We start from the raw sequence: 20,386 nt of genomic DNA on the forward strand, positions 1-20,386 counted from the left end.
GCCAAGTAATACAGCATGATACGCCAGGTTATAACCAGGGTTATGGGTATGGCGCCGGTTATAGGGGTTGGCGGCTGCCTAGTCGTCCGGCTCGGCATCGCGCATCTTCTTCAGCCGCTTGCTCAGCGCCGGCTGGGAGATACCCAGCAGGCGCGAGGCGATGGACTGGTTGCCCTCGGCGCGCTTCATCGCTTCGTCGACCAGCAGGTCGGCGACCGCATGCAGTGTCGGCAGGGGTTCGTCGGGCGCGAATGCGGCGTGCCGGGCGACAGGGCTGGGCAGCGGCGTGTCGTCCGTGCGCTGCATGGCGCGCTTGAAGACCTCCATGGACAGGGTCCTGGAGCGGTGCACGCTCATGGCATCGAAGGCCATCGCGCGCAGTTCGCGGACATTGCCGGGAAAGGAGTAGGTGGAGAGCAGCACGGGCAGTTCCGCCGGGAAGGTCGGCTTGCTCTTGCCGAGCTCGTCGGCCGCTTCGGCGAGGAAATGCGCCAGCAGCAGCGGGATGTCCTGCTTGCGTTGTCGCAGGGGCGGTACCTGGACCTGGTGCGTGCGCAGCCGGTAGTAGAGGTCCTTGCGAAACTCGCCCTGGCGCTGTTTCTCGTCCAGGTCCTGGTGGGTCGCCACCACGACCCGCGCCCGCAGGCGCTTGGGACGATCGCTGCCGAGCGGGTAGTAATCCCCCTCCTGGAGCAGGCGCAGCAGCTTGACCTGGGAGGCCCGGCTGAGATCGCCGATCTCGTCGAGGAACAGCGTGCCGCCGGCGGCCTGCTCGATCATCCCGGCGCGTGGCTGGTCGGCGCCGGTGAAGGCGCCGCGCTGGTGGCCGAACAGGGTGTCGGCGAAGACGTTGTCATCCAGCCCCGCGACGTTGACGCACACCAGGGGCCCCGCGCGGCCGCTCAGGTCATGGGCGGCGCGGGCGATCAGTTCCTTGCCCACGCCGCTCTCGCCACCGATCAGGATCGGCTGGCTGGTTGGCGCCACCGACTCCAGGTACTGGAAAACCGAGCGCATGCCCTTGTCGGCGGTGACGATGTGGGCGAAGGCCTCGGGGTGCTCCAGGGTATCGTTGAGGAAGCGCTTGCGCAGTTCCTGGTTCTCCTGGCGCAGCTCCTGCAGGCGAATGGCGCGCTTGATGCCCTCGAGCAGCCGGTCTTCCTCGTCGGTCTTGACGAAGTAGTCGAAGGCACCCTGCTTGATGCAGTTCACGGCCGTTTCCACCTGGTTCAGGCCGCTGATCACGATCACGCCGACATCCGGATGTTCCTCGACGATGCGGGCCAACAGCTGCTCGCCCGAGAGGTGGGGCATGGTCAGGTCGAGGGTCACCAGGCCGATGTTCTCGCGTTCCAGTAGCGTCAAGACCTCCCGGCTGTCCTGGCAGCGGTGGATGTTGGTGATGCCGCCCGAGCGCTCCAGCGCGATGCTCAGGCTGCGCAGGAAGGAGGGCTCGTCATCGACGAGCAGCAGGCCAAAGGAGGGGTAGAGATTCTTCGTCATCGGACGCTTTCCACCTACAGTCCAGGAGTGCGTGGCTTCTCGTACGGCGCTCTTGCGCCGTTTCAGCCCGGCGCCGGGGGTGACGGCGCCTCGGCGGGGGGCGGTTGCGGCGGTACCGGCAGGGCAAGGGTGACGGTGGTGCCCTCTCCCGGGCTCGACGCGAAGGTCAGGGTGCCGTGGTGCTCACGCACGATACCGGCGGAGACGGAGAGGCCCAGTCCGGTGCCGCCGCATTCGCGCCGGGTGGTGAAGAACGGGTCGGTCAGCAGGTTCATCGACTCGGGGTCGATGCCCCGGCCCTGGTCGCTCACCTCGAGGAGCACGCAGCGCCTGTCGCGATCGTGGCGGGTGGTCAGGACGATGGCCTGCTCCATGTCATCCAGGGCCTGGCAGGCATTCAGCACCAGGTTGATCACCACCTGCTCGATGCGCTGGGCATTGCCTTCGATGGCGGGCAGGTCTTCCGCATAGTGCGTGGCGAAGCACCGGGTGGCCTTGCGAATCGAGGTGTCGACCAGACGAATGGCGGTGCCCACGACCTCGTTGAGGTCCAGCGCTTCTGCCTGGCCCGGGCTGCCTTGCCGAGCGAAGTCCTTGAGATCCCCGACGATGCGCCTGATGCGCTTGGTGCCCTCCAGCATGTCGTCGAGCATGTACGGGATCTCGTCGCGCATGCGTGAATACTCGAGGCCGCCGAGCGTGAAGTCGCCATGGGTGCGGTAGTGCGCTTCGAGAATCGGCTGGGCGTCGGCATAGGCATCGCGCAGTACCGGCAGGTTGAGCAGCAACAGGCTGCTGGGGTTGTTGATCTCGTGGGCGACGCCGGACACGAGAATGCCGAGAGACGTCATCTTGTCGGCCTGGATCAGTTGCTGCTGGTGCAGGCGCAGCTCCTCGGTGCGGCTGGCGACCTGTCGCTTGAGCATCCGGTTCCAGACCACGATACCGCCCAGGATCAACAGCAGGGCCGCGGAGGCCGCCGCGCCGACCTGGCCGATCTTCTTCCAGGGAATGCCGTCCGGGGCCTCCAGGGGCCCCAGCCACTTGTCGTAGATCGCCTGGTGGCGCCCGGTGTTCTTCAGGATGGCCAGCCCCTCGCTGAACTGGGCGAGCAGGTTCGAATCGCCTCGTTTCACCGCGTAGCCGTAGCGCAACGAGAAGGGCCTGGCCACCGGCACGATGTTGGTCAGCCCCAGCTCCCGGCCCAGGTAGAGCGCCGGCAGGTTGGCGACCAGGGCATAGTCATGCTGACCCGAGGCCAGCAGGCGCAGGGCATCGGCATGGGTATCCGTGGTGATCAGCCGTGCGCCCACGTCGTGCTCGACCAGGTAGTCGTGCATGATGTCGCCGCGCTGGACGATCACCTCCTTGCCCCTCAATCCCTCCACCTCCACGGCCGGGTCGCCGCGGCGGGCGAAGATCGATTGATGCACGATGGCGTGGGGTGGGGCGAAGTCGAACTGCTCAGCGCGTTCCTCGGAGTAGGACATGCCCTGGAGGATGTCGATCTCGCCGCTTACCAGGCGGCGGCGCATGTCGCTCCAGACGCCCAGTTCGATCTGCACCTCGATGCCCATCACCTCGGCGATGGCCCGGGTCAACTCCACGTTGTAGCCGGTGGGCTGGCCGTCCTCGTCGAGGAACTCGTAGGGCGGGTGGTAGTGATCTCCCCCGACGACGACTTGAGGGACGCTGTCGCCGGCCTGGGCCAGGCACTGCCCAGGCGCCAGGGCCAGGCAGAGGGCGGCCCAGGCCAGCCGTTGCAGCAGGTGTCGGGTGACCGTTCCGGTCACGAAGGGGAGCCCTGGACGCTTCACCGTCATTCGCCGTCTTACTCGATGTTCTGGATCTGCTCGCGCATCTGCTCGATCAGCACCTTCAGCTCCACGGCGCAGCGGGTGGTGCTGGCGACCACCGCCTTGGAGGAGAGGGTGTTGGCCTCGCGGTTGAGCTCCTGCATCAGGAAGTCGAGTCGCCGCCCCACCGGGCCCTTCTGGCCCAGCTGACGCTCGACCTCGGCGACATGGGTCGCCAGGCGGTCGAGCTCCTCGTCGACGTCGGCCTTCTGGGCCAGCAGCACCAGCTCGGCCTCGAGCCGCTGGGGCTCGAGGTCGGCCTTGACCACCTCGAGGCGCTCCAGCAGCTGGGCGCGCTGGCGCTCGAGGATCTCCGGCATCAGCCGACGTACCTCGGCCACCTGGGCGTTTACCGCCGCCAGCCGCTCGCGAATCAGGCCGGCGAGCTTGTCGCCCTCGCGGGCGCGGCCGGCGACCAGGTCGTCGAGCGCGGCCTCGAACAGCGCGGTGGCCTCGGCCTTGACGGTCTCGAGGTCCGGGCCCCGGGCATCGAGCACGCCGGGGTGGTCGAGCAGGGCCAGGGCATCGGGCATGGGGGCGTCGCTCACCACGCCGCGCACCTCGGCCAGGGCCGCGGCCAGGGCCTCGAGCCGTTCGCGGCTGACGGCCAGGGTCGCCGCGTCGCTGGCCGGCTCGAAGCGCAGGGTGCACTCCACCTTGCCGCGGGCCAGGCGCGAGCGCAGCGCCTCGCGGAACACCGGCTCCAGGTCGCGCAGGCACTCCGGCAGGCGGAAGTGGGGGTCCAGGTAGCGCTGGTTCACCGAGCGCAGCTCCAGCTGCAGGCTGCCCCACTCGGCTTCCCGGCCCAGGCGGGTAAAGGCGGTCATGCTGTGAGCCATGGGTACTCCTGATGCGTCGCGGCGGTGGGGCACCAGTGTACCCGATTAAGGGTGTAGAATGGCGGCCCCCAGGCCGACGCGGCCATGATGCCCAACCGAAAGACGAGAGGTTCTATGCGCCCCAGTGGACGACAGCCCGACCAGCCCCGCGAGATCCGCCTGACCCGTGACTATACCCGCCATGCCGAGGGGTCGGTGCTGGTGGAGTTCGGTGACACCCGGGTGCTGTGCAACGCCAGCGTCGAGGCCGGGGTGCCGCGCTGGCTGCGCGGCAAGGGACAGGGCTGGGTCACCGCCGAGTACGGCATGCTGCCCCGCGCCACCCATACCCGCGGCGGACGCGAGGCGGCCCGCGGCAAGCAGGGCGGTCGTACCCTGGAGATCCAGCGGCTGATCGGGCGCTCGCTGCGGGCGGCGGTGAACCTCAAGAAGCTCGGCGAGTTCACCATCACCGTGGATTGCGACGTGATCCAGGCCGATGGGGGCACCCGCACCGCCGCGATCACCGGTGGCTGCGTGGCGCTGATCGACGCCATCCGCTACCTGCAACGCGAGAAGAAGCTCAAGGGCGACCCCTTCAAGCAACTGGTCAGCTCGGTCTCGGTGGGCATCTTCCAGGGCGTGCCGGTGGTGGACCTCGACTACCCCGAGGACAGCGGCGCCGACACCGACATGAACGTGGTGATGGCCGAGAGCGGCGGGATGATCGAGGTGCAGGGCACCGCCGAGGCGGGCACCTTCTCCCGCACGGACCTCGACGCCATGCTCGACCTGGCCGAACGGGCCGGGGCCGAGCTGTTCGCTCACCAGCGCGAGGCCCTGGGAATCCGCGGCTGAGACGCATTCCAAACGCAGCACGCCGGCCCCGGGGCCGGCGTGCTGCCTTCCGGCCGGAGCCGGAGCGGCGACGAAGGGGCGCGATCAGAGCGTCAGGTCGTACTCGACGATCAACGGGGCGAACTCGGAGAAGGTGGCGTCGGTATCGATCCAGGCATCGATCACGTGGCGGCGGAAGTTGGGGCCCACCACCTGGTAGTCGATGCGCCAGCCTTCCTGGCGCGAGCGTGGCTGGTCCTGATCCAGGGCCGGCCACCAGGTGTACTCCCCGGCGTCGCGGTTGATCTCGCGGAAGGTATCGATGAAGCCGGTGGGGCCGAATACCTGGTCCATCCAGGCGCGCTCCTCGGGCTTGAAGCCGGGAGTGGTCTGGTTGTCCGCCCAGTTGGCCAGGTCGATGGTCTTGTGGGCGATGTGCCAGGTGCCGCAGATGATGTATTCCCGACGCTTGCGGGCCATCTTGGCCAGGTACTCCTGGTACTGGGCCATGAAGGTCTGCTTGGCGGTCGGGTCGCTGCCGTCGGGCATCAGGAAGCTGGCGATGCTGAAGCGGTCGTAATCGGCTTGCAGGAAGCGGCCTTCATGGTCGCACTGCGGGAAGCCCAGGCCGTACATGATGGCCTTGGGAATCTTGCGGCAGTAGAGCCCGACGCCGGAGAAGCCGTCCTGCTCGGCGTCGAGGAAGTAGCCCTCGTAGCCTTCCGGGTAGAGGATACTGTCGTCCAGCTCGAAGCTCTTGGCCTTGAGGTTCTGTACGCAGACGACATCGGCATCCTGGTCGGCCAGCCAGTCGAGAAAGCCCCGACCGACCGCCTCCCGGATGCCGTTGACATTGATGGTGGCGATTTTCATACATGGTCCCTTTTGCGTCGCGCGTGTATGATACCCGACGTTTCGACGTTTGGGTAAATGGCCTTTGCCCATGAACATGATATAGAGAGGCCGAGGTGGAGAATTCCGGCGTGTCCAGGCAGCAGAACGGCGAGTTGCAAGCCTACCAGCGAGAGTTCATCGAGTTCGCCATCGAGCAGGGGGTGCTGCGCTTCGGCGAGTTCACCCTGAAGTCGGGCCGGGTCAGCCCCTACTTCTTCAATGCCGGGCTGTTCCGCACCGGCCGGGCCCTGGCCAGGCTGGGGCGCTTCTATGCCCGGGCCATCGCCGACAGCGGCCTGGCGGTCGACGTGCTCTTCGGCCCCGCCTACAAGGGGATTCCGCTGGCGGCTACCACCGCCGTGGCCCTGGCCGATCACCATGATCGTGACCTGCCCTACGCCTTCAACCGCAAGGAGGCCAAGGCCCATGGCGAGGGCGGCAGCATCGTCGGCGCCGAGCTCGACGGCCGCGTCCTGATCATCGACGACGTCATCACCGCCGGCACCGCCATTCGCGAGGTGATGGGGCTGATCGAGGCCGCAGGGGCACGGGCCGCCGGCGTGGTCATCGCCCTGGACCGCCAGGAGCGCGGCAACGGAGCGATGAGCGCCATCCAGGAGGTCGAGGCCAGCTACGGCATGCCGGTGATCAGTATAGTGACGCTGGACATGGTCCTGGCCTATCTTGAACAGCATGCAGGCGATGCACTCCAGGGTCATGCGGCGGCCATTCGTGACTATCGCGCGCGCTACGGCGTGCAGGCTGACTGACCCGATGCACAGCAGTCACGCCCACGGGGCGGACAGGAGAGTGACATGAGACGGGCCATCACCATCATCGCCGGGGCAGCGCTGCTGGGCACCGCGGCCCTTGCCCAGGCCCAGACCGCCAGCCTGGACCTGAACCTCAGCCAGGATGCCGTGCAGTTCGAGGCAACCGGCGAGCTTGTCGACGGCATCGCCCTGGGTGGGGGCGTGATCGACAGCGACGACCGTGGCGATGCCACGGCCTTCCATGCCCAGCTGCTCGGCGTGGAGCGCAACGCCGACTACGACATCGGCGTGGGTGCCCGCTGGACCCAGTTCGACACCGACCATGGCGACGGCGGCGGCCTGGGCCTCGGCGGTTACGGCTATGCCTATGTGCCGGCCATGCCGGCGCTGTCGCTGGGGGGCTACGGCTTCTACACCCCGAGCGCGGTCAGTACCCGCGACCTGAACGACGGCTACGAGCTGGGCGTGCGGGCCCGCTATGCCTTCACCCCCAACGTCGACGGCTATGTCGGCTACCGGGCCCTGCGCGCCGATTTCGACGACGACCGCGGCGGTTCGCGCACCCTGGACAGCGGCCCGCTGCTCGGTGTTCGTCTCTCTTTCTGAGTAACCGCCCCCGTGCCATCAGCGTCGGGCCCCGGGTGGGGCCCGACTGCGTTGAAGGCCACCCTGCAGGAGCCCGATGCTCGATATCGTCCTCTACCAGCCGGAGATCGCCCCCAACACCGGCAACCTGATCCGGCTGTGTGCCAATACCGGCTTCCACCTGCACCTGATCGAGCCGCTGGGCTTCGAACTCGACGACCGGCGCCTGCGCCGTGCCGGGCTCGACTACCACGAGTGGGCGCGTGTCCGGGTGCACGCCGACTGGCGCGCCTTTCTCGACGCCGTGGCGCCCGAGCGGGTCTTCGCCGTATCGACCCGGGGGCGGACCGGCTATCATGAGCCGGCCTATCGCGAGGGCGATGCCCTGGTGTTCGGACCCGAGACCCGCGGCCTGCCCCAGGCGATGCTCGACGCCCTGCCCGCCGAGCGGCGCCTGCGCATCCCCATGCTGCCCGAGAGCCGCAGCCTGAACCTCGCCAACGCCTGTGCGGTGGTCGTCTTCGAGGCCTGGCGCCAGCTGGGGTTCAGGGGGGCGGGCCTGCCCGGGGCCAGCCCGGTGCAGCCCGGGAACCTCGGCACCCTGAAGGAGTAAGCGATGTCGATCAAGCAGCGCCTGGCCAAGTTGAACCCCCGCCAGCAGGAGGCGGTGCGCTACATCGATGGCCCCTGCCTGGTGCTGGCCGGGGCCGGCTCCGGCAAGACCAGCGTGATCACCACCAAGATCGCCTACCTGGTGCAGGAGTGCGGCATGAGCGCGCGTCGCATCGCCGCCGTGACCTTCACCAACAAGGCCGCCCGCGAGATGAAGGAGCGCGTGGGGCAGATGCTCAAGGGGCGCGAGGGGCATGGCCTGACCGTCTCGACCTTCCATACCCTGGGCCTCAACATCATTCGCGCCGAGCTCAAGGCGCTGGGCTACAAGCCCGGCTTCTCGCTGTTCGACCCGGAGGATGCCAAGGCGCTGCTGCGCGACCTGATGAACAAGGATGCCCAGGTCGACGCCGACCAGATCAATCGGGTCCAGCACCAGATCTCCCAGTGGAAGAACGACCTGATCCTGCCCGGCCAGGCGCTCTCCCATGCCGCGGACGACGACGAACAGTACGCGGCCCGGGTCTTCGAGGCCTATGGTCGCCACCTCAAGGCCTACAATGCCGTCGACTTCGACGACCTGATCCTGCTGCCGGTGGTATTGCTGCGCGACGACCCGGAGGCGCTCGCCCGCTGGCGGCGCAAGATCCACTACATGCTGGTGGACGAGTACCAGGACACCAACGTCAGCCAGTACCAGTTGGTCCAGCTGCTGATGGGCGAGCGGAAGACTTTCACCGTGGTCGGCGACGACGACCAGTCGATCTATGCCTGGCGCGGCGCCCGGCCCGAGAACCTCGTTACCCTGGGCGAGGACTTCCCGCGGCTCAATGTCATCAAGCTGGAGCAGAACTACCGCTCCACCGGCACCATCCTGCGCGCCGCCAACACCCTGATCAGTAACAACCCCCACGTCTACGAGAAGACCCTGTGGTCGGAGATGGGCGAGGGGGCGGCGATCCGCGTGGTGGTCAACCGCCATGAGGAGGCCGAGGCGGAGCGGGTGGCCAGCGAGATCCTCACCCGGCGCATCAAGGAGCGGGCCGAGTGGCGCGACTTCGCGGTGCTCTACCGCGGCAACTTCCAGGCCCGGCTGCTCGAGCTCAAGCTGCAGCACTACCAGATCCCCTACAAGCTCTCCGGCGGCACCTCCTTCTTCTCGCGCAACGAGATCAAGGACGCCATGGCCTACCTGCGGCTGCTGATCAACCCGGCCGACGACAACGCCTTTTTGCGCATCGTCAACGTGCCGCGCCGCGAGGTCGGCCCCGGCACCCTGGAGAAGCTGGCCAACTACGCCACCGATCGCGGGATCTCGCTGTTCGCCGCCTGCCACGAGCTGGGCCTGGAGCAGCAGTTGCCGATCCGTGCCGTCGAGCGGCTGGGGCGCTTCACCCACTTCATCGACGGGGTGCGCCGGCGCATGGACCAGGGCGATGCCATCGCCGCCATCCGCGACATGCTGCGCGAGATGGACTACGAGGCCTGGCTCTACCAGAACGCCAGCGCCCCGACCATCGCCGAGCGGCGCATGGCCAATGTCTGGATCCTGATCGACCAGCTGGAGAAGTCCATGAACCGTGACCCCGAGGACACGGCCAGCACGGAGACCGAGACCGACGGCGTCGAGGCGGCCATCTCGCGGCTGGTGCTACGCGACATCCTCGAGCAGCAGGCCGAGGAGGACGACTCCGACCGGGTGCAGCTGCTCACCATGCACGCCTCCAAGGGGCTGGAGTTTCCCCATGTCTACCTGATGGGGCTCGAGGAGGATCTGCTGCCTCACCGCAACGCCGTGGAGGCCGGCACCGTGGAGGAGGAGCGGCGCCTGGCCTATGTGGGCATCACCCGGGCGCGGCGCACCCTGACCCTGACGCTGGCGCGCCAGCGCAAGGCCTATGGCGAGCTGATGGACTGCGTGCCGAGCCGTTTCCTCGACGAACTGCCGGAGGGTGACCTCGACTGGGAAGGGCGCGCCGACAAGGAGGACCCGGAAAAGAAGCAGGCCCGGGGCCAGGATGCGCTGGCAGGGATTCGCTCGCTGTTGGGATGATTCCGGCTACGGGCCAAGCCCGCCCTGTGCCAAAACGAGCGGGGGCGCCGCTTGGCGCCCCCGCTCGTCGCATCGCTATGCTGGCCGGCCTTACTGGGCCTGGCTCACCATGTAATCGACGATGGCCTTGACCTCCTCATCGGGGAGGGTGGCGCCGCCCTTGGGCGGCATGGCGCCGATACCGTTGATGGCGCTCTCGTACAGGGCCTCGATGCCCTTGTCGAGACGCGGTGCCCAGGCCTCGGCATCGCCCACCACCGGCGCGCCGGCGGCACCACTGGCGTGACAGGCGGCGCAGGGGGCGCTGGCATAGAGCGCCTCGCCGTCGAGGCCGCTGTCGGCAGCGGCGTCCTCTTCGGTGGCGGCGTCATCGGCTGAGGCATCCTCTTCCGCGGCGGCGATCTCTTCTTCGGCGGCGACCGGTGCCTCTTCCTCGGCCGCTGCTTCATCGCCACCCAGGTCGGGGACCTCCATCACCGGCTCGACCAGATGGGCGAGAGCGGCCTGGACTTCCTCGTCGGAGAGGTTGGGGTTGCCACCCTTGGCCGGCATGGCGCCGATGCCGTTGATGGCGTGATCCAGCAGGGTCTCGAAGCCCTGGCCGGTCCGGTCGCTCCAGGCGGCCTCGTCGCCACGCACCGGGGCGCCGGCGGCGCCGGAGTCGTGACAGGCGGCACAGACGCTGCCGTAGATGGATTCGCCGTCGGCACCATTCGATGAGCCGTTGTCTCCGCCGCCATCGCTGCCGGCCGCGGATGCCGTACCGCAATCCTCGCCCTGCAGGCACAGCTGGCCCACCGGCTTGAGCCGCTCGGCGATGGCGTCACGGTCTTCCTCGGCCTGGGCGGAGGCCATGCCTGCGGTCAGGCCCAGGGCGGCCAGGGCCCCGATGATCAGCTTGCTGGATTTCACTCTCTCCACCTCTTGACGGTCCTGTAATCGAATCTGCCCGTGGCGACGTCGCTAACGGCAACACGACAGCCGAGGGACGCCCTGACGCGCACAATGAGCGACAGTATACCGGCAACGCATTCGGCTGGAAAATGCCGCGGCCAACGTCTTTGGCAGCATGGCCCTGGATACCGCGGGGCTCTGGCTGGACAGGAGTGGGGGAGCCGGGTAGGATGTGGACCGCTCGATGACGCCGCGTCTCGAGCAACAAGCGCCCGTAGCTCAGCTGGATAGAGTATCGGCCTCCGAAGCCGAGGGTCGCAGGTTCAAGTCCTGCCGGGCGCGCCACGAATTCAAGGGCCTACGACACTGTCGTAGGCCCTTTTCTATGTCTGTGATCATCCTGTGGCCACGTTGTGACCAGCTCCAATGGTGTAACCGCGCGCTGACTGGAACGCAGTGTATATGCATTGTAACTATTCAGCTCACGCCGCCTGATCCAGGTCGTCCTGTCGCATGAAGGCAGGCACCTCGCCGGCAAACAGTTGCTCCAATGCCGGTGCGCCGCCAGGCCCTGCTTGACCGCGGTCGAGAGGAAGCTGCGCATCCGGCAAAAGATCTCGGCGCCCTCCCAGGATCGAAAACAGCCCGAGATCTTCTGTTGGACCTTGGTCATCCGCAGGTCGCGCTACCCCTGGTTGTTGGTGAAGGGCGCGGCGGAATCCTCGAGAAAACGCAGCACGTCGATGGCCGCGCGCAAGGACGGTGAGACCGTGCGGTATTCCTTGAGCTGCTGCCGGACCCGTTCAGGGCCGCGTCGACGTTGATGTCGCTGATGGTCATGTCACCGGATGGAGTGGCGGGCGGATGTGGGTGCTATGCCAGAGAAAACAGGGGAACCGCTCTGCCTGCTCTTCGACTCCGACGGCACCCTGGTCGACAGCGAGATCCTGCTCGCCGAGGTGATGGGTGACATTCTGCCGGCCTTCGACCTGCCCTTCTCCGCCCGGCATATCTGGAGGAGTTTCGTGGCGTACGCTTCCGCACCATCGTCGACACCCTCGGCAAGCGGGAGTAATCCCTGGAATTTGCAAGCGGTTGGAACCCTTCGGCGGCCTTCGGGCCGCCTTTTTTCTGCAGCTTCAGCCAGGAAGGAGAGCGGAGGCCCTGGCGCATGTTGGCAACTACTGGGCGACTAGGCCATACTCTGACCTACTATCAGGCTAGCATCCTGTCATACCAGTAACGCACCTTGGCCCTTCCCCAACAACCGACACAATCTCAGGAAGCCCGCACCATGCGATTGAAGGACAAGACGGCCCTGATCACCGCCGCTGGCCAGGGCATCGGCCGCGCCACTGCTCTGCACTTCGCCGCGGAGGGCGCACGGGTCATCGCCACCGACATCGACACCGGGAAGCTACGCGAGCTGGAGGCGACTCCTGGCATCGAGACACGTCGCCTTGATGTGCTCGACGCTGCGTCCATTGAAGCTCTAGCAGCTGAGTTGCCACCCCTGGATGTGCTCTTCAACTGCGCCGGCTACGTGGCCGGTGGCACCCTACTCACAGGCTCGGATGCCGACTGGGAGCTATCACTGGCCCTCAACGTCACCGCGATGGCACGCCTGACCCGAGCACTGCTTCCAGCCATGATCGACCATGGCGGTGGCAGCATCATCAACATGGCCTCGGTAGCTTCGAGCCTCAAAGGCGTTCCTGACCGCTGCGCTTACGGCACTACCAAAGCTGCGGTGATCGGATTGACCAAGTCGATCGCCGCCGACTTCATCAACCGGGGCATCCGTTGCAACGCCATCTGCCCCGGCACCGTGGATTCCCCCTCGCTGCGCCAGCGCATCCGCGACCAGGCCCACCAGCAAGGACGACCGGAGGCCGAGGTACAGGCTGACTTCCTCGCCCGCCAGCCGCTGGGGCGGCTGGGCACCCCGGAAGAGATCGCCGCCCTGGCCACCTATCTCGCCGCGGACGTGTCCGCCTACACCACCGGCACCGCCCAAGTCATCGACGGCGGCTGGCTGATCTGAATTGCAAGGAGACCCCATGAAACTGCTGCGCTTTGGCCCCCGGGGCCACGAGAAACCCGGCCTGCTCGACGCCGGCGGCGTGATCCGCGACCTGTCGGCCCATCTGCCCGACCTCGACGGCCGGCATCTGGACCGCGAGACCCTGGCCCGACTGGCCGAGCTCGACCCCTCGCGCCTGCCTGAAGTCCCGGCCGGCACCCAACTCGGTCCCTGCGTGGGACGCGTCGGCAAGTTCATCTGCATCGGCCTCAATTACTCTGATCACGCCGCCGAGACCGGCGCCGAGGTGCCGCCGGAGCCGGTGGTCTTCAACAAATGGACGAGCGCCATCTGCGGTCCCAACGACGATGTCACCATCCCCCGTGACTCCACCAAGACCGACTGGGAAGTGGAGCTCGGCGTGGTGATCGGCAAGGAGGCCCGCTACGTGAGCGAGGCCGAGGCCATGGACCACGTTGCCGGCTACTGCGTGGTCAATGACGTTTCCGAGCGCGAGTTCCAGCTCGAGCGCAGCGGCAGCTGGGACAAGGGCAAGGGGTGCGACACCTTCGGCCCCCTGGGCCCCTGGCTGGTGACCCCGGACGAGATTACAGACCCCCACGCCCTCGATCTCTGGCTGGAAGTAGACGGCCAGCGCTACCAGGATGGCAATACCCGCACCATGGTCTACCAGATCCCCTTCCTGATCAGTTATCTGAGTCGCTTCATGAGCCTGCAGCCGGGTGATGTCATCTCGACCGGCACACCGCCGGGAGTGGGCATGGGCCAGCAGCCGCCGACCTACCTGAAACCCGGCCAGCACATGCGCCTGGGCATCGAGGGGCTCGGCGAGCAGTATCAGGCCGTCGTCGCTGAACCCAGCCGCTGATCCGGAGGCCGTCATGCGAACTGTCGTCTGCCAGGAACCCGGCCGGCTAATCCTCGAGGAGCGCGCCGCCCCGTCATGCGGGGCCGGCGAGGCCCTGCTGCGCATCCGCCGGGTCGGGGTGTGCGGCACCGATATCCACGCCTTCGGTGGCAACCAGCCCTACTTCCAGTATCCGCGGGTACTCGGCCACGAACTGGCCGGCGAGATCGTCGCGGTGGGCGACCAGGTCGACCCGGCGCTGATAGGCCGAAACGCTTACGTGATTCCTTACCTGCACTGCGGAGACTGCCGGGCCTGTCGCCAGGGCCGTACCAACTGTTGCCGGCACATGCAGGTGATCGGTGTGCATCGCGACGGGGGCATGTGCGATAGCCTGGCGGTGCCCGTAGAGCAGCTCGTGACCTCCGAGACCCTGCCTCTGGACCAGCTGGCCCTGGTCGAGTGCCAGGCCATCGGCGCCCACGCGGTGCGCCGCAGCGGGCTCACCGAGGGTGAACTCGCCGTGGTGGCCGGCGCCGGCCCCATCGGCATGGGCGTAGCGCAGCTTGCCCGCGAGCGAAGAGCCAGAGTGGTGGTGGTCGACACCAACCCCGAGCGCCTGGCCTTCTGCCGCGATCGGCTCGGTATCACGGACACTTTGAATCCCGTCGAGGAGGACGTCATCGCGGCACTGGAAGCCATCAGCGACGGCGAGCTGGCCGACGCCGTCTTCGACGCCACCGGCAACCCCGCCGCCATGCAGCAGGGCTTCGACCTGGTCGGCCACGCCGGCCGCTACGTGCTGGTCAGCATCGTCAAGGCGGACATCACCTTCCACGATCCGGACTTACACCGCAAGGAGATGAGCCTGCTCTCCAGCCGCAACGCCACCCGAGAGGACTTCGACGAGGTATGCCGGCTGATGGAAGCGGGCCGCCTCCCGGCCAGCGCCATGATCACCCACCGCACCGAGCTCGATGACCTGCCCGAATACATGCCCGCCTGGTGCGCCCCGGACAGCGGCGTGATCAAGGCCATGATAGAGCTCGATTCCCCAGGATATGTTTCAGCGGAGGCCGACAATGCCCCAGACCATCGCCAGTGACAGCGGCCAGCTGGCCAGCCTGCGCGTGCACGCCGCCGATAACGTGCGCGTCGCCCTCAAGGACCTGCCCGCCGGCACCGAGATCGACGATGATGGCCGCACCCTGCGCCTGGATGAGGCGATCCGCCACAAGCACAAGTTCACCGTCCGGCCGCTCGACACGGGCGAGGCAGTGATCATGTACGGCGTCACTGTGGGTCGCGCTACTCGACCGATCCCTGAAGGCGCGGCCATCACCACCGAAAACACCGAGCACGGCACCGCCACCACCCAGCCCCAGGCGCGGCGCGGTGAGTGGCAGGCTCCTGATGTCACGGCCTTTCGCGACGCCACCTTCGAAGGCTTCCACCGCCCCGATGGTCAGGTTGGCACCGCCAATGCCTGGCTGGTGGTCCCCTTGGTATTTTGCGAGAACCGCAACATCGAGGTGCTGCGACAGTGCGTGGCTGATGCTCTGGGCGAGGACCCCTATCGCGACTACAAGCACATGGCCCGCGAACTGCTTCACGGTTCAGCCGGCGCCGCACCGGCCGAGCCGCCCGGTGAACGGCTCTTCCCCAACGTCGACGGGGTGCGATTCCTCACCCATACCCTGGGCTGCGGCGGTACCGATGACGATGCCGAAGCGCTGTGCCAGCTGCTGGCAGGCTACATCTGCCACCCTAACGTGGCCGGCGCCACGGTCCTGAGCCTGGGCTGTCAGAAGGCCCAAATCGGCATGCTGCGCGACGCCGTGGCCGAACGCGATCCCGACGGCCTGCGCCCGGTGCACTACCTGGAGCAGCAGGCCAGCCAGAGCGAGGAGGCGCTGATCCGCGAGGCGCTGACCACCATCTTCGACGGCCTGGCCGAGGCCAACAACGTCACGCGAGCCCCGGCGCCGCTCTCGGCGCTGACCCTGGGCGTGGAGTGCGGCGGCTCCGACGGCTTCTCCGGGCTCTCCGCCAACCCCTTGGTAGGCGCGGTCGTCGATCGCCTGGTAGCGCTGGGTGGCAGCGGCATTCTTAGCGAGTTCCCTGAACTGTGTGGCGTGGAACACGAGCTGATCGCCCGCTGTACCGACGACACCGTGGCGAGCCGCTTCCAGAACCTGATGGAGGCCTACCAGCAGCACGCCGCACGGGTAGGCGCCGACTTCTCGATGAATCCATCCCCCGGGAACATCCGAGACGGACTGATCACCGATGCCATGAAATCCGCCGGCGCCGCCAAGAAGGGTGGCGACAGCCCAGTGGTGGACGTGCTTGACTACACCGAACCCCGCACCAAGGCTGGCCTCAATCTGCTCTGCTCACCAGGTAATGACGTGGAGTCCACGACGGCACTTGCGGGTTCCGGTGCCAACCTGATCCTCTTCACCACCGGGCTGGGCACTCCCACCGGCAACCCGGTCACCCCGGTCATCAAGATCTCCAGCAACAGCGAGCTGGCCGAGCGCATGAGCGATGTCATCGACTTCGACGCCGGCCCCATCATCCGCGGAGAGACCAGCATCGACGCGCTGGCAGAGCAGCTGCTGAGACTGTGCATCGACGCCGCCTCGGGGCGCTACCAGCCCCGTGCGCTGAAGCTGGCGCAGCACGACTTCATTCCCTGGAAACGAGGGGTTTCCTTGTAGCGACACCCCACAGCCTAAAGGGCCCGCTGCTCATGCAGCGGGCCCTTCTTCGCGATAGCTTCCGGCTAGTGGCAGATAGGGGACTCACTCCTCAGCAGTGAGACGCTTCTTGAGCCGCATGTAGGTGCCATAGTGACGGTCCAGATGGCGCCGCATGGCCGCCTCGGCAGCATCAGGATCACGGGACTCGATGGCCTCGACGATCTCGGTGTGGGCCGCCAGCGCCGCCTCGTCCTCATCCTTCTGCTGAAGCACCTGGGCGCGACGATCGTCAAGCCACTCGGAGAGCGCCACATGGATGGCATCGAAGATAGGGTTGCGAGCGATGCTCGCCAGCACACCGTGGAAGTCGTTATCGGAACGCTTGAAGCGCGCCTCGTCGCCTACGGCGTCATGATTCTCCTGCAGGGCGCCGCGCAGGCGAGCCAAGTCCTCCTCCCCGGCGTAGCGCGCCGCATAGCGGGCCAAGGATATCTCGAACAAGGCCCGGGCCTCCTGAAAGTACTGCTGGCCGTCGGGCTTGGAGAGCAGCTGGCGGGTTACCCCGGAGAGCCGCGCCATCACCGCCTCGGCGGTGGGCCGGATCACTCGTGCCCGGGTACCACTGTTAATGGCGATCAGGCCCAGCTGCTGCAAGTAAAACAACGCCTCGCGCACCGCCGGACGGCCGACGCCGAACTGCTCCATCAACTCTCGCTCGGAGGGCAGTTGATCGTTCTCGCCAAGCCGTCCCTCGAGGATGTCCGCCTCGAGCTGCTCGGCGACCTGTTCGGAGAGCGTCTTGCGCTCGATCCGGTATCGGGACATGGGCTGGTTCTCCTGGTTGACCCGCTGCTTGACTGCCATGTTACTGCATTTGCCCCTCCCCCCGCTCAGACAACAGGCTGCAATGCCGGAACATTCAGGGTCTCGGCCAGTTCGGCATAAGCGCGTTGGTTGGCGCTGTCCAGCGGAATACCCTCAGCGTCGCGGCGTGCCCGGCAGCCCCACTCCCGGTCCCCGGGCGCCATGACCCGAGCGCTGCCCCGGCCCGGTTGGGCTCGGAGGTCCTCAAGATAGCGGCGCATGCCCTCGGGGAAGGGGTCGCCCGGTGCGAAGGCATCGGGCCGGAGCGCCAGGAAGAAGTGGCCGACCCCACGCGGTGTTGTCATGTCGGGGCCGCCCATAGGCAGCAGGCGGAAACCGTGCAGCATGCCTGAGAGAGTGGAGCTGAGCACTTCCACCATGCCACCCAGCCCCGCCCCCTTGAAGCCGAAGTCGCTACCTCCTAACGGCAGCAGCGCCGCCACTTCCGCCGGGATACGGGTTACCCCGCCCGCCGAATCGGCGGCCACCTGGTCCGGCAACTCACGACCGATGGCTCCGTACTGCTGCACCCGATTCCAAGGGATCGAGCTGGTGGCCATATCGAGCAGAAAGGGGTTCTCTCCCTCCACCGGGGCGGCGAAGGCGATGGGATTGGTGCCATGGAAGGGCCGGCTCCCCTGGTGCAATAGTACGAAGGGGTCGGAGTTGCATACCGCCAGGCCGAGAAGGCCGCGCTCGGCCGCGGCCAGGGCATAACAACCTGCCGCCCCGAAGTGCGAGGAGCGCCCCACCGCCACAGCCCCCACGCCCACCTCGTCGGCCATGGCCGCAGCATGCTCCATGGCGGTGTAGCCCGCCAGGTGTCCGAAACCGTCACCGGCATCCAGGTAGCCGGTGGCGGGCAGGCGACGCTCGAAGTGCATCTCAGGTGCTCCTGAGATGCGCCCGCCCTTGAGCGCATGGATATAGTGGGGCAGCAGGCGCAAGCCGTGGCTGTCAGTGCCCATGCGCGAAGCGGTCACCAGTGCCCGGGTCACTGCCTCGGCCGAAAGGGCATCGGCTCCTGCGCGCGCCAGCACCGCCAGCATGAAGCGCTCGAGTTCATCTCGGGGCACACGAAATGCCTGGGAGGCGTCACTCATCGATCGGTCTTCCTCATGATCAGCGGTATATCAAGGTCGGCAACCACATGGAGATCGCCGGGACAAAGGTCACCAGCAGCAGGGCGAGCACCAGCGGCACCAGGAACGGCAGGGTCCCGCGCATGCACTTCTCGAAGGAGATGTTCGACACCCGCGAAAGCACGTAGAGCACCATGCCCACGGGCGGCGTCAGCAGTCCGATCATCAGGTTGAGGACCATGATCACCCCGAAATGGACCGGGTCGACCCCGGATGCCACCGCCAGTGGCAGCAGTACTGGCACCAGAATGGTGATAGCGGCGATGGTCTCCATGAAGCAGCCGACGATGATCAGCACGAGGTTGATGATGATCAGGGTGGCGACGGGGTTGTCAGCGAAGGGACCGAGCAACTCGATGACGTGCTGGGTGACCTGGTTGCTGGTCAGGATCCAGGCGAAGATCGAGGCGCCGGCCACGATCAACAGAATGACGGCGGTGGTTTCAATGGTCTCCATGCTGACCTTGAGCAGGCGCTTCCAGGTCAGACTGCGATAGACCACACCACCGAGAAAGAGCGCGTAGACGACTGCGGCTATGGCGGCTTCCGTGGGAGTAAAGGCGCCGGTCATGATGCCGCCGACGATGATCACCGGAGTGAGCAGGGAGAAGAAGGCACGCTTGAACGTCTCCCACAGCACCGGCACCGAGAACGCCGCATCGCGCTGATAACCGCGACGCCTTGCCAGGAAGAATATCATCAGCATCAACACGAGCCCCATCAGCAGTCCAGGGATCAAGCCGGCCACGAACAGCTGGCCCACCGAGACTGAAGCCATGACGCCATAAATCACCATGGGCAGGCTGGGCGGGATAATGGGGCCGATAGTGGAGGACGCCGCGGTGATGCCCACTGCAAATTCCTGGTCGTAGCCCGCATCTCGCATCGCCTTGATCTCGATGGTACCCAGGCCACCGGCATCGGCCACGGCAGCACCGGACATTCCCGAGAAGACGATGCTGGCACCGACATTGACGTGGCCCAGGCCACCGCGCATCCACCCCATCAACGCCTTGGCGAAGTCGAAGATACGCGTGGTGATACCGCCGTTATTCATCAGGTTGCCGGCAAGGATGAAGAAGGGAATCGCTAGTAAAGGGAAGCTGTCGATGCCGTTAATCATGCGGTGCACGACCACCACGTCGGGCACGCGCCCGGTCAACAACACATAGATCAGGCAGGAACCCGCGAGGCTGACGGCGATGGGCACGCCGAGCACCAGCATGGTGAAAAGAGCGGCGAAGAGGAACAGCAGATATTGCTCGGTGACTGCCAGGACGATGCAGCCGAGGATGGCGAGTGCAGCGACCAACGGCGGCACCAGGGCACCGTGCCGCCTCAGGATCAGGGTATTGGACATGGACAGGCTCTCTCGGTCGACGTTATCACTGTGAATCCAGCAGCTCGCTGGTTCCGCTGCGCCAATGGCGGATGGCCACCTGGACGGCGCGCGCCAGCATCAGCACGAACCCCAGCATCACGATGTAGTAGAGGTAGCTCTTGGGTATATCCACGGACGTCATCAATGCCGAGGTGCGACCGGCCAGTTTGAAGGTGATCCACACCATGGCGGAAAAGAAGGCGATGTTGACCAGGTCCACCAGCGTCGAGGCCATACGTGCCATCCAGGACGGCATGTAGCGATAGAAGAACTCAACGGCGATATGGGACCCTTTGCGCACCGCCATGGTGCCGCCCATGAAACCCACCATCACCAGCAGGTAACGGGCCATCTCTTCGGTCCAGGCGATGGAGTTACCCAGCACGTAGCGGGTGAAGAACTGAAGAAAGACGTCCAGTGCCAGTAGCCAGAAGATCCCCAGGGTCAGGTAGTCCTCGAGGCCATGATCCCGTTTATCAAAGGAATCCTCCTCGAGAAAGTCGAAGGCGGGCGCCTCGTCTCGGTCCGATTGGTTCATGTCAGACTCCCGCGCATCACCCCCGACACCGGGGTGATGC

At 66.5% G+C, this 20,386-nt stretch carries 18 protein-coding genes, 1 tRNA gene and 2 pseudogenes; 11 read left to right on the forward strand and 10 right to left on the reverse strand.

The features are described from left to right. Nucleotides 1–78: 78 nt before the first annotated feature. From MKP05_RS08905 to MKP05_RS08915, 3 genes are all read right to left on the reverse strand, one after another. Nucleotides 79–1,503, reverse strand: a complete 1,425-nt coding sequence (locus tag MKP05_RS08905) for a sigma-54-dependent transcriptional regulator (RefSeq protein ID WP_240567962.1) — start codon at nt 1,501–1,503, stop codon at nt 79–81. A 62-nt stretch (nt 1,504–1,565) separates the two neighbouring features. Continuing rightward, a complete protein-coding gene (locus MKP05_RS08910; RefSeq protein ID WP_240567963.1) occupies nt 1,566–3,326 on the reverse strand; it encodes a transporter substrate-binding domain-containing protein in 1,761 nt (586 codons plus the stop codon). Nucleotides 3,327–3,334: 8 nt separating this feature from the next. After that, entirely contained in the window at nt 3,335–4,198 is an 864-nt protein-coding gene (locus MKP05_RS08915; protein WP_240567964.1) for a YicC/YloC family endoribonuclease, read from the reverse strand. Between the two features lie 114 nt (nt 4,199–4,312). Here MKP05_RS08915 and rph point away from each other — a divergent pair, with 114 nt between their 5' ends. Beyond that, nucleotides 4,313–5,035 carry a ribonuclease PH gene (gene rph / locus MKP05_RS08920; RefSeq protein WP_240567965.1) on the forward strand — a complete coding sequence of 241 codons (723 nt, stop codon included), beginning with the start codon at nt 4,313–4,315 and terminating at the stop codon, nt 5,033–5,035. 84 nt (nt 5,036–5,119) lie between these two features. On the opposite strand, the gene MKP05_RS08925 is transcribed toward rph, so the two are convergent. Continuing rightward, nucleotides 5,120–5,887 (reverse strand): exodeoxyribonuclease III, encoded by a 768-nt coding sequence (locus MKP05_RS08925; protein WP_110284349.1) that lies wholly within the window; start codon nt 5,885–5,887, stop codon nt 5,120–5,122. 110 nt (nt 5,888–5,997) lie between these two features. Between MKP05_RS08925 and pyrE the strand changes: the two genes are divergently transcribed. The 4 genes from pyrE (at nt 5,998) to rep (ending at nt 9,931) form a co-directional block, all read left to right on the forward strand. Further along, nucleotides 5,998–6,678 (forward strand): orotate phosphoribosyltransferase, encoded by a 681-nt coding sequence (pyrE, locus tag MKP05_RS08930; RefSeq protein ID WP_240567966.1) that lies wholly within the window; start codon nt 5,998–6,000, stop codon nt 6,676–6,678. A 45-nt stretch (nt 6,679–6,723) separates the two neighbouring features. After that, nucleotides 6,724–7,287: a YfaZ family outer membrane protein gene (locus tag MKP05_RS08935; protein WP_110284348.1), complete on the forward strand. Its 564-nt coding sequence runs from the start codon at nt 6,724–6,726 to the stop codon at nt 7,285–7,287. Between the two features lie 76 nt (nt 7,288–7,363). Further along, entirely contained in the window at nt 7,364–7,879 is a 516-nt protein-coding gene (gene trmL, locus MKP05_RS08940; RefSeq protein WP_110284347.1) for a tRNA (uridine(34)/cytosine(34)/5-carboxymethylaminomethyluridine(34)-2'-O)-methyltransferase TrmL, read from the forward strand. Between the two features lie 3 nt (nt 7,880–7,882). Beyond that, nucleotides 7,883–9,931: a DNA helicase Rep gene (gene rep / locus MKP05_RS08945; protein ID WP_240567967.1), complete on the forward strand. Its 2,049-nt coding sequence runs from the start codon at nt 7,883–7,885 to the stop codon at nt 9,929–9,931. A gap of 90 nt (nt 9,932–10,021) precedes the next feature. On the opposite strand, the gene MKP05_RS08950 is transcribed toward rep, so the two are convergent. Beyond that, nucleotides 10,022–10,843, reverse strand: coding sequence for a c-type cytochrome (locus MKP05_RS08950; RefSeq protein ID WP_240567968.1), 822 nt, complete (start codon nt 10,841–10,843; stop codon nt 10,022–10,024). A 250-nt stretch (nt 10,844–11,093) separates the two neighbouring features. Between MKP05_RS08950 and MKP05_RS08955 the strand changes: the two genes are divergently transcribed. Further along, nucleotides 11,094–11,170: transfer RNA gene (locus tag MKP05_RS08955), tRNA-Arg, on the forward strand. Between the two features lie 137 nt (nt 11,171–11,307). Here the strand turns inward: MKP05_RS08955 and MKP05_RS08960 are convergent. Continuing rightward, a pseudogene (locus tag MKP05_RS08960) lies at nt 11,308–11,567 on the reverse strand (IS66 family transposase); the annotation flags it as partial. A 133-nt stretch (nt 11,568–11,700) separates the two neighbouring features. Here MKP05_RS08960 and MKP05_RS08965 point away from each other — a divergent pair. From MKP05_RS08965 to MKP05_RS08985, 5 genes and pseudogenes are all read left to right on the forward strand, one after another. Next, nucleotides 11,701–11,894: pseudogene (locus MKP05_RS08965) on the forward strand (haloacid dehalogenase); the annotation flags it as partial. Nucleotides 11,895–12,119: 225 nt separating this feature from the next. After that, complete coding sequence (locus MKP05_RS08970; RefSeq protein ID WP_240567969.1) at nt 12,120–12,869, forward strand: SDR family oxidoreductase; 750 nt, start codon at nt 12,120–12,122, stop codon at nt 12,867–12,869. A gap of 16 nt (nt 12,870–12,885) precedes the next feature. Beyond that, nucleotides 12,886–13,737 (forward strand): fumarylacetoacetate hydrolase family protein, encoded by an 852-nt coding sequence (locus MKP05_RS08975; protein WP_240567970.1) that lies wholly within the window; start codon nt 12,886–12,888, stop codon nt 13,735–13,737. A 13-nt stretch (nt 13,738–13,750) separates the two neighbouring features. Continuing rightward, nucleotides 13,751–14,821 (forward strand): zinc-binding alcohol dehydrogenase family protein, encoded by a 1,071-nt coding sequence (locus MKP05_RS08980; RefSeq protein ID WP_240567971.1) that lies wholly within the window; start codon nt 13,751–13,753, stop codon nt 14,819–14,821. Continuing rightward, nucleotides 14,799–16,439, forward strand: coding sequence for a UxaA family hydrolase (locus tag MKP05_RS08985; protein ID WP_240567972.1), 1,641 nt, complete (start codon nt 14,799–14,801; stop codon nt 16,437–16,439). The genes MKP05_RS08980 and MKP05_RS08985 overlap by 23 nt, the downstream gene beginning before the upstream one ends. Before the next feature lie 84 nt (nt 16,440–16,523). On the opposite strand, the gene nanR is transcribed toward MKP05_RS08985, so the two are convergent. The 4 genes from nanR to MKP05_RS09005 form a co-directional block, all read right to left on the reverse strand. Then, nucleotides 16,524–17,246 carry a transcriptional regulator NanR gene (gene nanR, locus MKP05_RS08990; RefSeq protein ID WP_240567973.1) on the reverse strand — a complete coding sequence of 241 codons (723 nt, stop codon included), beginning with the start codon at nt 17,244–17,246 and terminating at the stop codon, nt 16,524–16,526. 65 nt (nt 17,247–17,311) lie between these two features. Further along, nucleotides 17,312–18,388 carry an Ldh family oxidoreductase gene (locus tag MKP05_RS08995; protein WP_110284339.1) on the reverse strand — a complete coding sequence of 359 codons (1,077 nt, stop codon included), beginning with the start codon at nt 18,386–18,388 and terminating at the stop codon, nt 17,312–17,314. 19 nt (nt 18,389–18,407) lie between these two features. Further along, on the reverse strand, nt 18,408–19,787 hold the full coding sequence (locus MKP05_RS09000; RefSeq protein ID WP_110284338.1) for a TRAP transporter large permease: 1,380 nt from the start codon (nt 19,785–19,787) through the stop codon (nt 18,408–18,410). Nucleotides 19,788–19,812: 25 nt separating this feature from the next. Continuing rightward, entirely contained in the window at nt 19,813–20,346 is a 534-nt protein-coding gene (locus MKP05_RS09005; RefSeq protein WP_110284337.1) for a TRAP transporter small permease, read from the reverse strand. Nucleotides 20,347–20,386 lie beyond the last annotated feature (40 nt).

Origin of the sequence: Halomonas flagellata, from assembly GCF_022487945.1 — a bacterium.
Taxonomy (GTDB): domain Bacteria; phylum Pseudomonadota; class Gammaproteobacteria; order Pseudomonadales; family Halomonadaceae; genus Halomonas; species Halomonas flagellata.

What these genes read in the sequence shown, in the direction of transcription:
- MKP05_RS08905 (WP_240567962.1), bottom strand. Translation starts at nt 1,503, where the DNA reads ATGACGAAGAATCTCTACCCCTCCTTTGGCCTGCTGCTCGTCGATGAC.
- MKP05_RS08910 (WP_240567963.1), bottom strand. Translation starts at nt 3,326, where the DNA reads ATGACGGTGAAGCGTCCAGGGCTCCCCTTCGTGACCGGAACGGTCACC.
- MKP05_RS08915 (WP_240567964.1), bottom strand. Translation starts at nt 4,198, where the DNA reads ATGGCTCACAGCATGACCGCCTTTACCCGCCTGGGCCGGGAAGCCGAG.
- rph (WP_240567965.1), top strand. Translation starts at nt 4,313, where the DNA reads ATGCGCCCCAGTGGACGACAGCCCGACCAGCCCCGCGAGATCCGCCTG.
- MKP05_RS08925 (WP_110284349.1), bottom strand. Translation starts at nt 5,887, where the DNA reads ATGAAAATCGCCACCATCAATGTCAACGGCATCCGGGAGGCGGTCGGT.
- MKP05_RS08935 (WP_110284348.1), top strand. Translation starts at nt 6,724, where the DNA reads ATGAGACGGGCCATCACCATCATCGCCGGGGCAGCGCTGCTGGGCACC.
- trmL (WP_110284347.1), top strand. Translation starts at nt 7,364, where the DNA reads ATGCTCGATATCGTCCTCTACCAGCCGGAGATCGCCCCCAACACCGGC.
- rep (WP_240567967.1), top strand. Translation starts at nt 7,883, where the DNA reads ATGTCGATCAAGCAGCGCCTGGCCAAGTTGAACCCCCGCCAGCAGGAG.
- MKP05_RS08970 (WP_240567969.1), top strand. Translation starts at nt 12,120, where the DNA reads ATGCGATTGAAGGACAAGACGGCCCTGATCACCGCCGCTGGCCAGGGC.
- MKP05_RS08975 (WP_240567970.1), top strand. Translation starts at nt 12,886, where the DNA reads ATGAAACTGCTGCGCTTTGGCCCCCGGGGCCACGAGAAACCCGGCCTG.
- MKP05_RS08980 (WP_240567971.1), top strand. Translation starts at nt 13,751, where the DNA reads ATGCGAACTGTCGTCTGCCAGGAACCCGGCCGGCTAATCCTCGAGGAG.
- MKP05_RS08985 (WP_240567972.1), top strand. Translation starts at nt 14,799, where the DNA reads ATGCCCCAGACCATCGCCAGTGACAGCGGCCAGCTGGCCAGCCTGCGC.
- nanR (WP_240567973.1), bottom strand. Translation starts at nt 17,246, where the DNA reads ATGTCCCGATACCGGATCGAGCGCAAGACGCTCTCCGAACAGGTCGCC.
- MKP05_RS08995 (WP_110284339.1), bottom strand. Translation starts at nt 18,388, where the DNA reads ATGAGTGACGCCTCCCAGGCATTTCGTGTGCCCCGAGATGAACTCGAG.
- MKP05_RS09000 (WP_110284338.1), bottom strand. Translation starts at nt 19,787, where the DNA reads ATGTCCAATACCCTGATCCTGAGGCGGCACGGTGCCCTGGTGCCGCCG.
- MKP05_RS09005 (WP_110284337.1), bottom strand. Translation starts at nt 20,346, where the DNA reads ATGAACCAATCGGACCGAGACGAGGCGCCCGCCTTCGACTTTCTCGAG.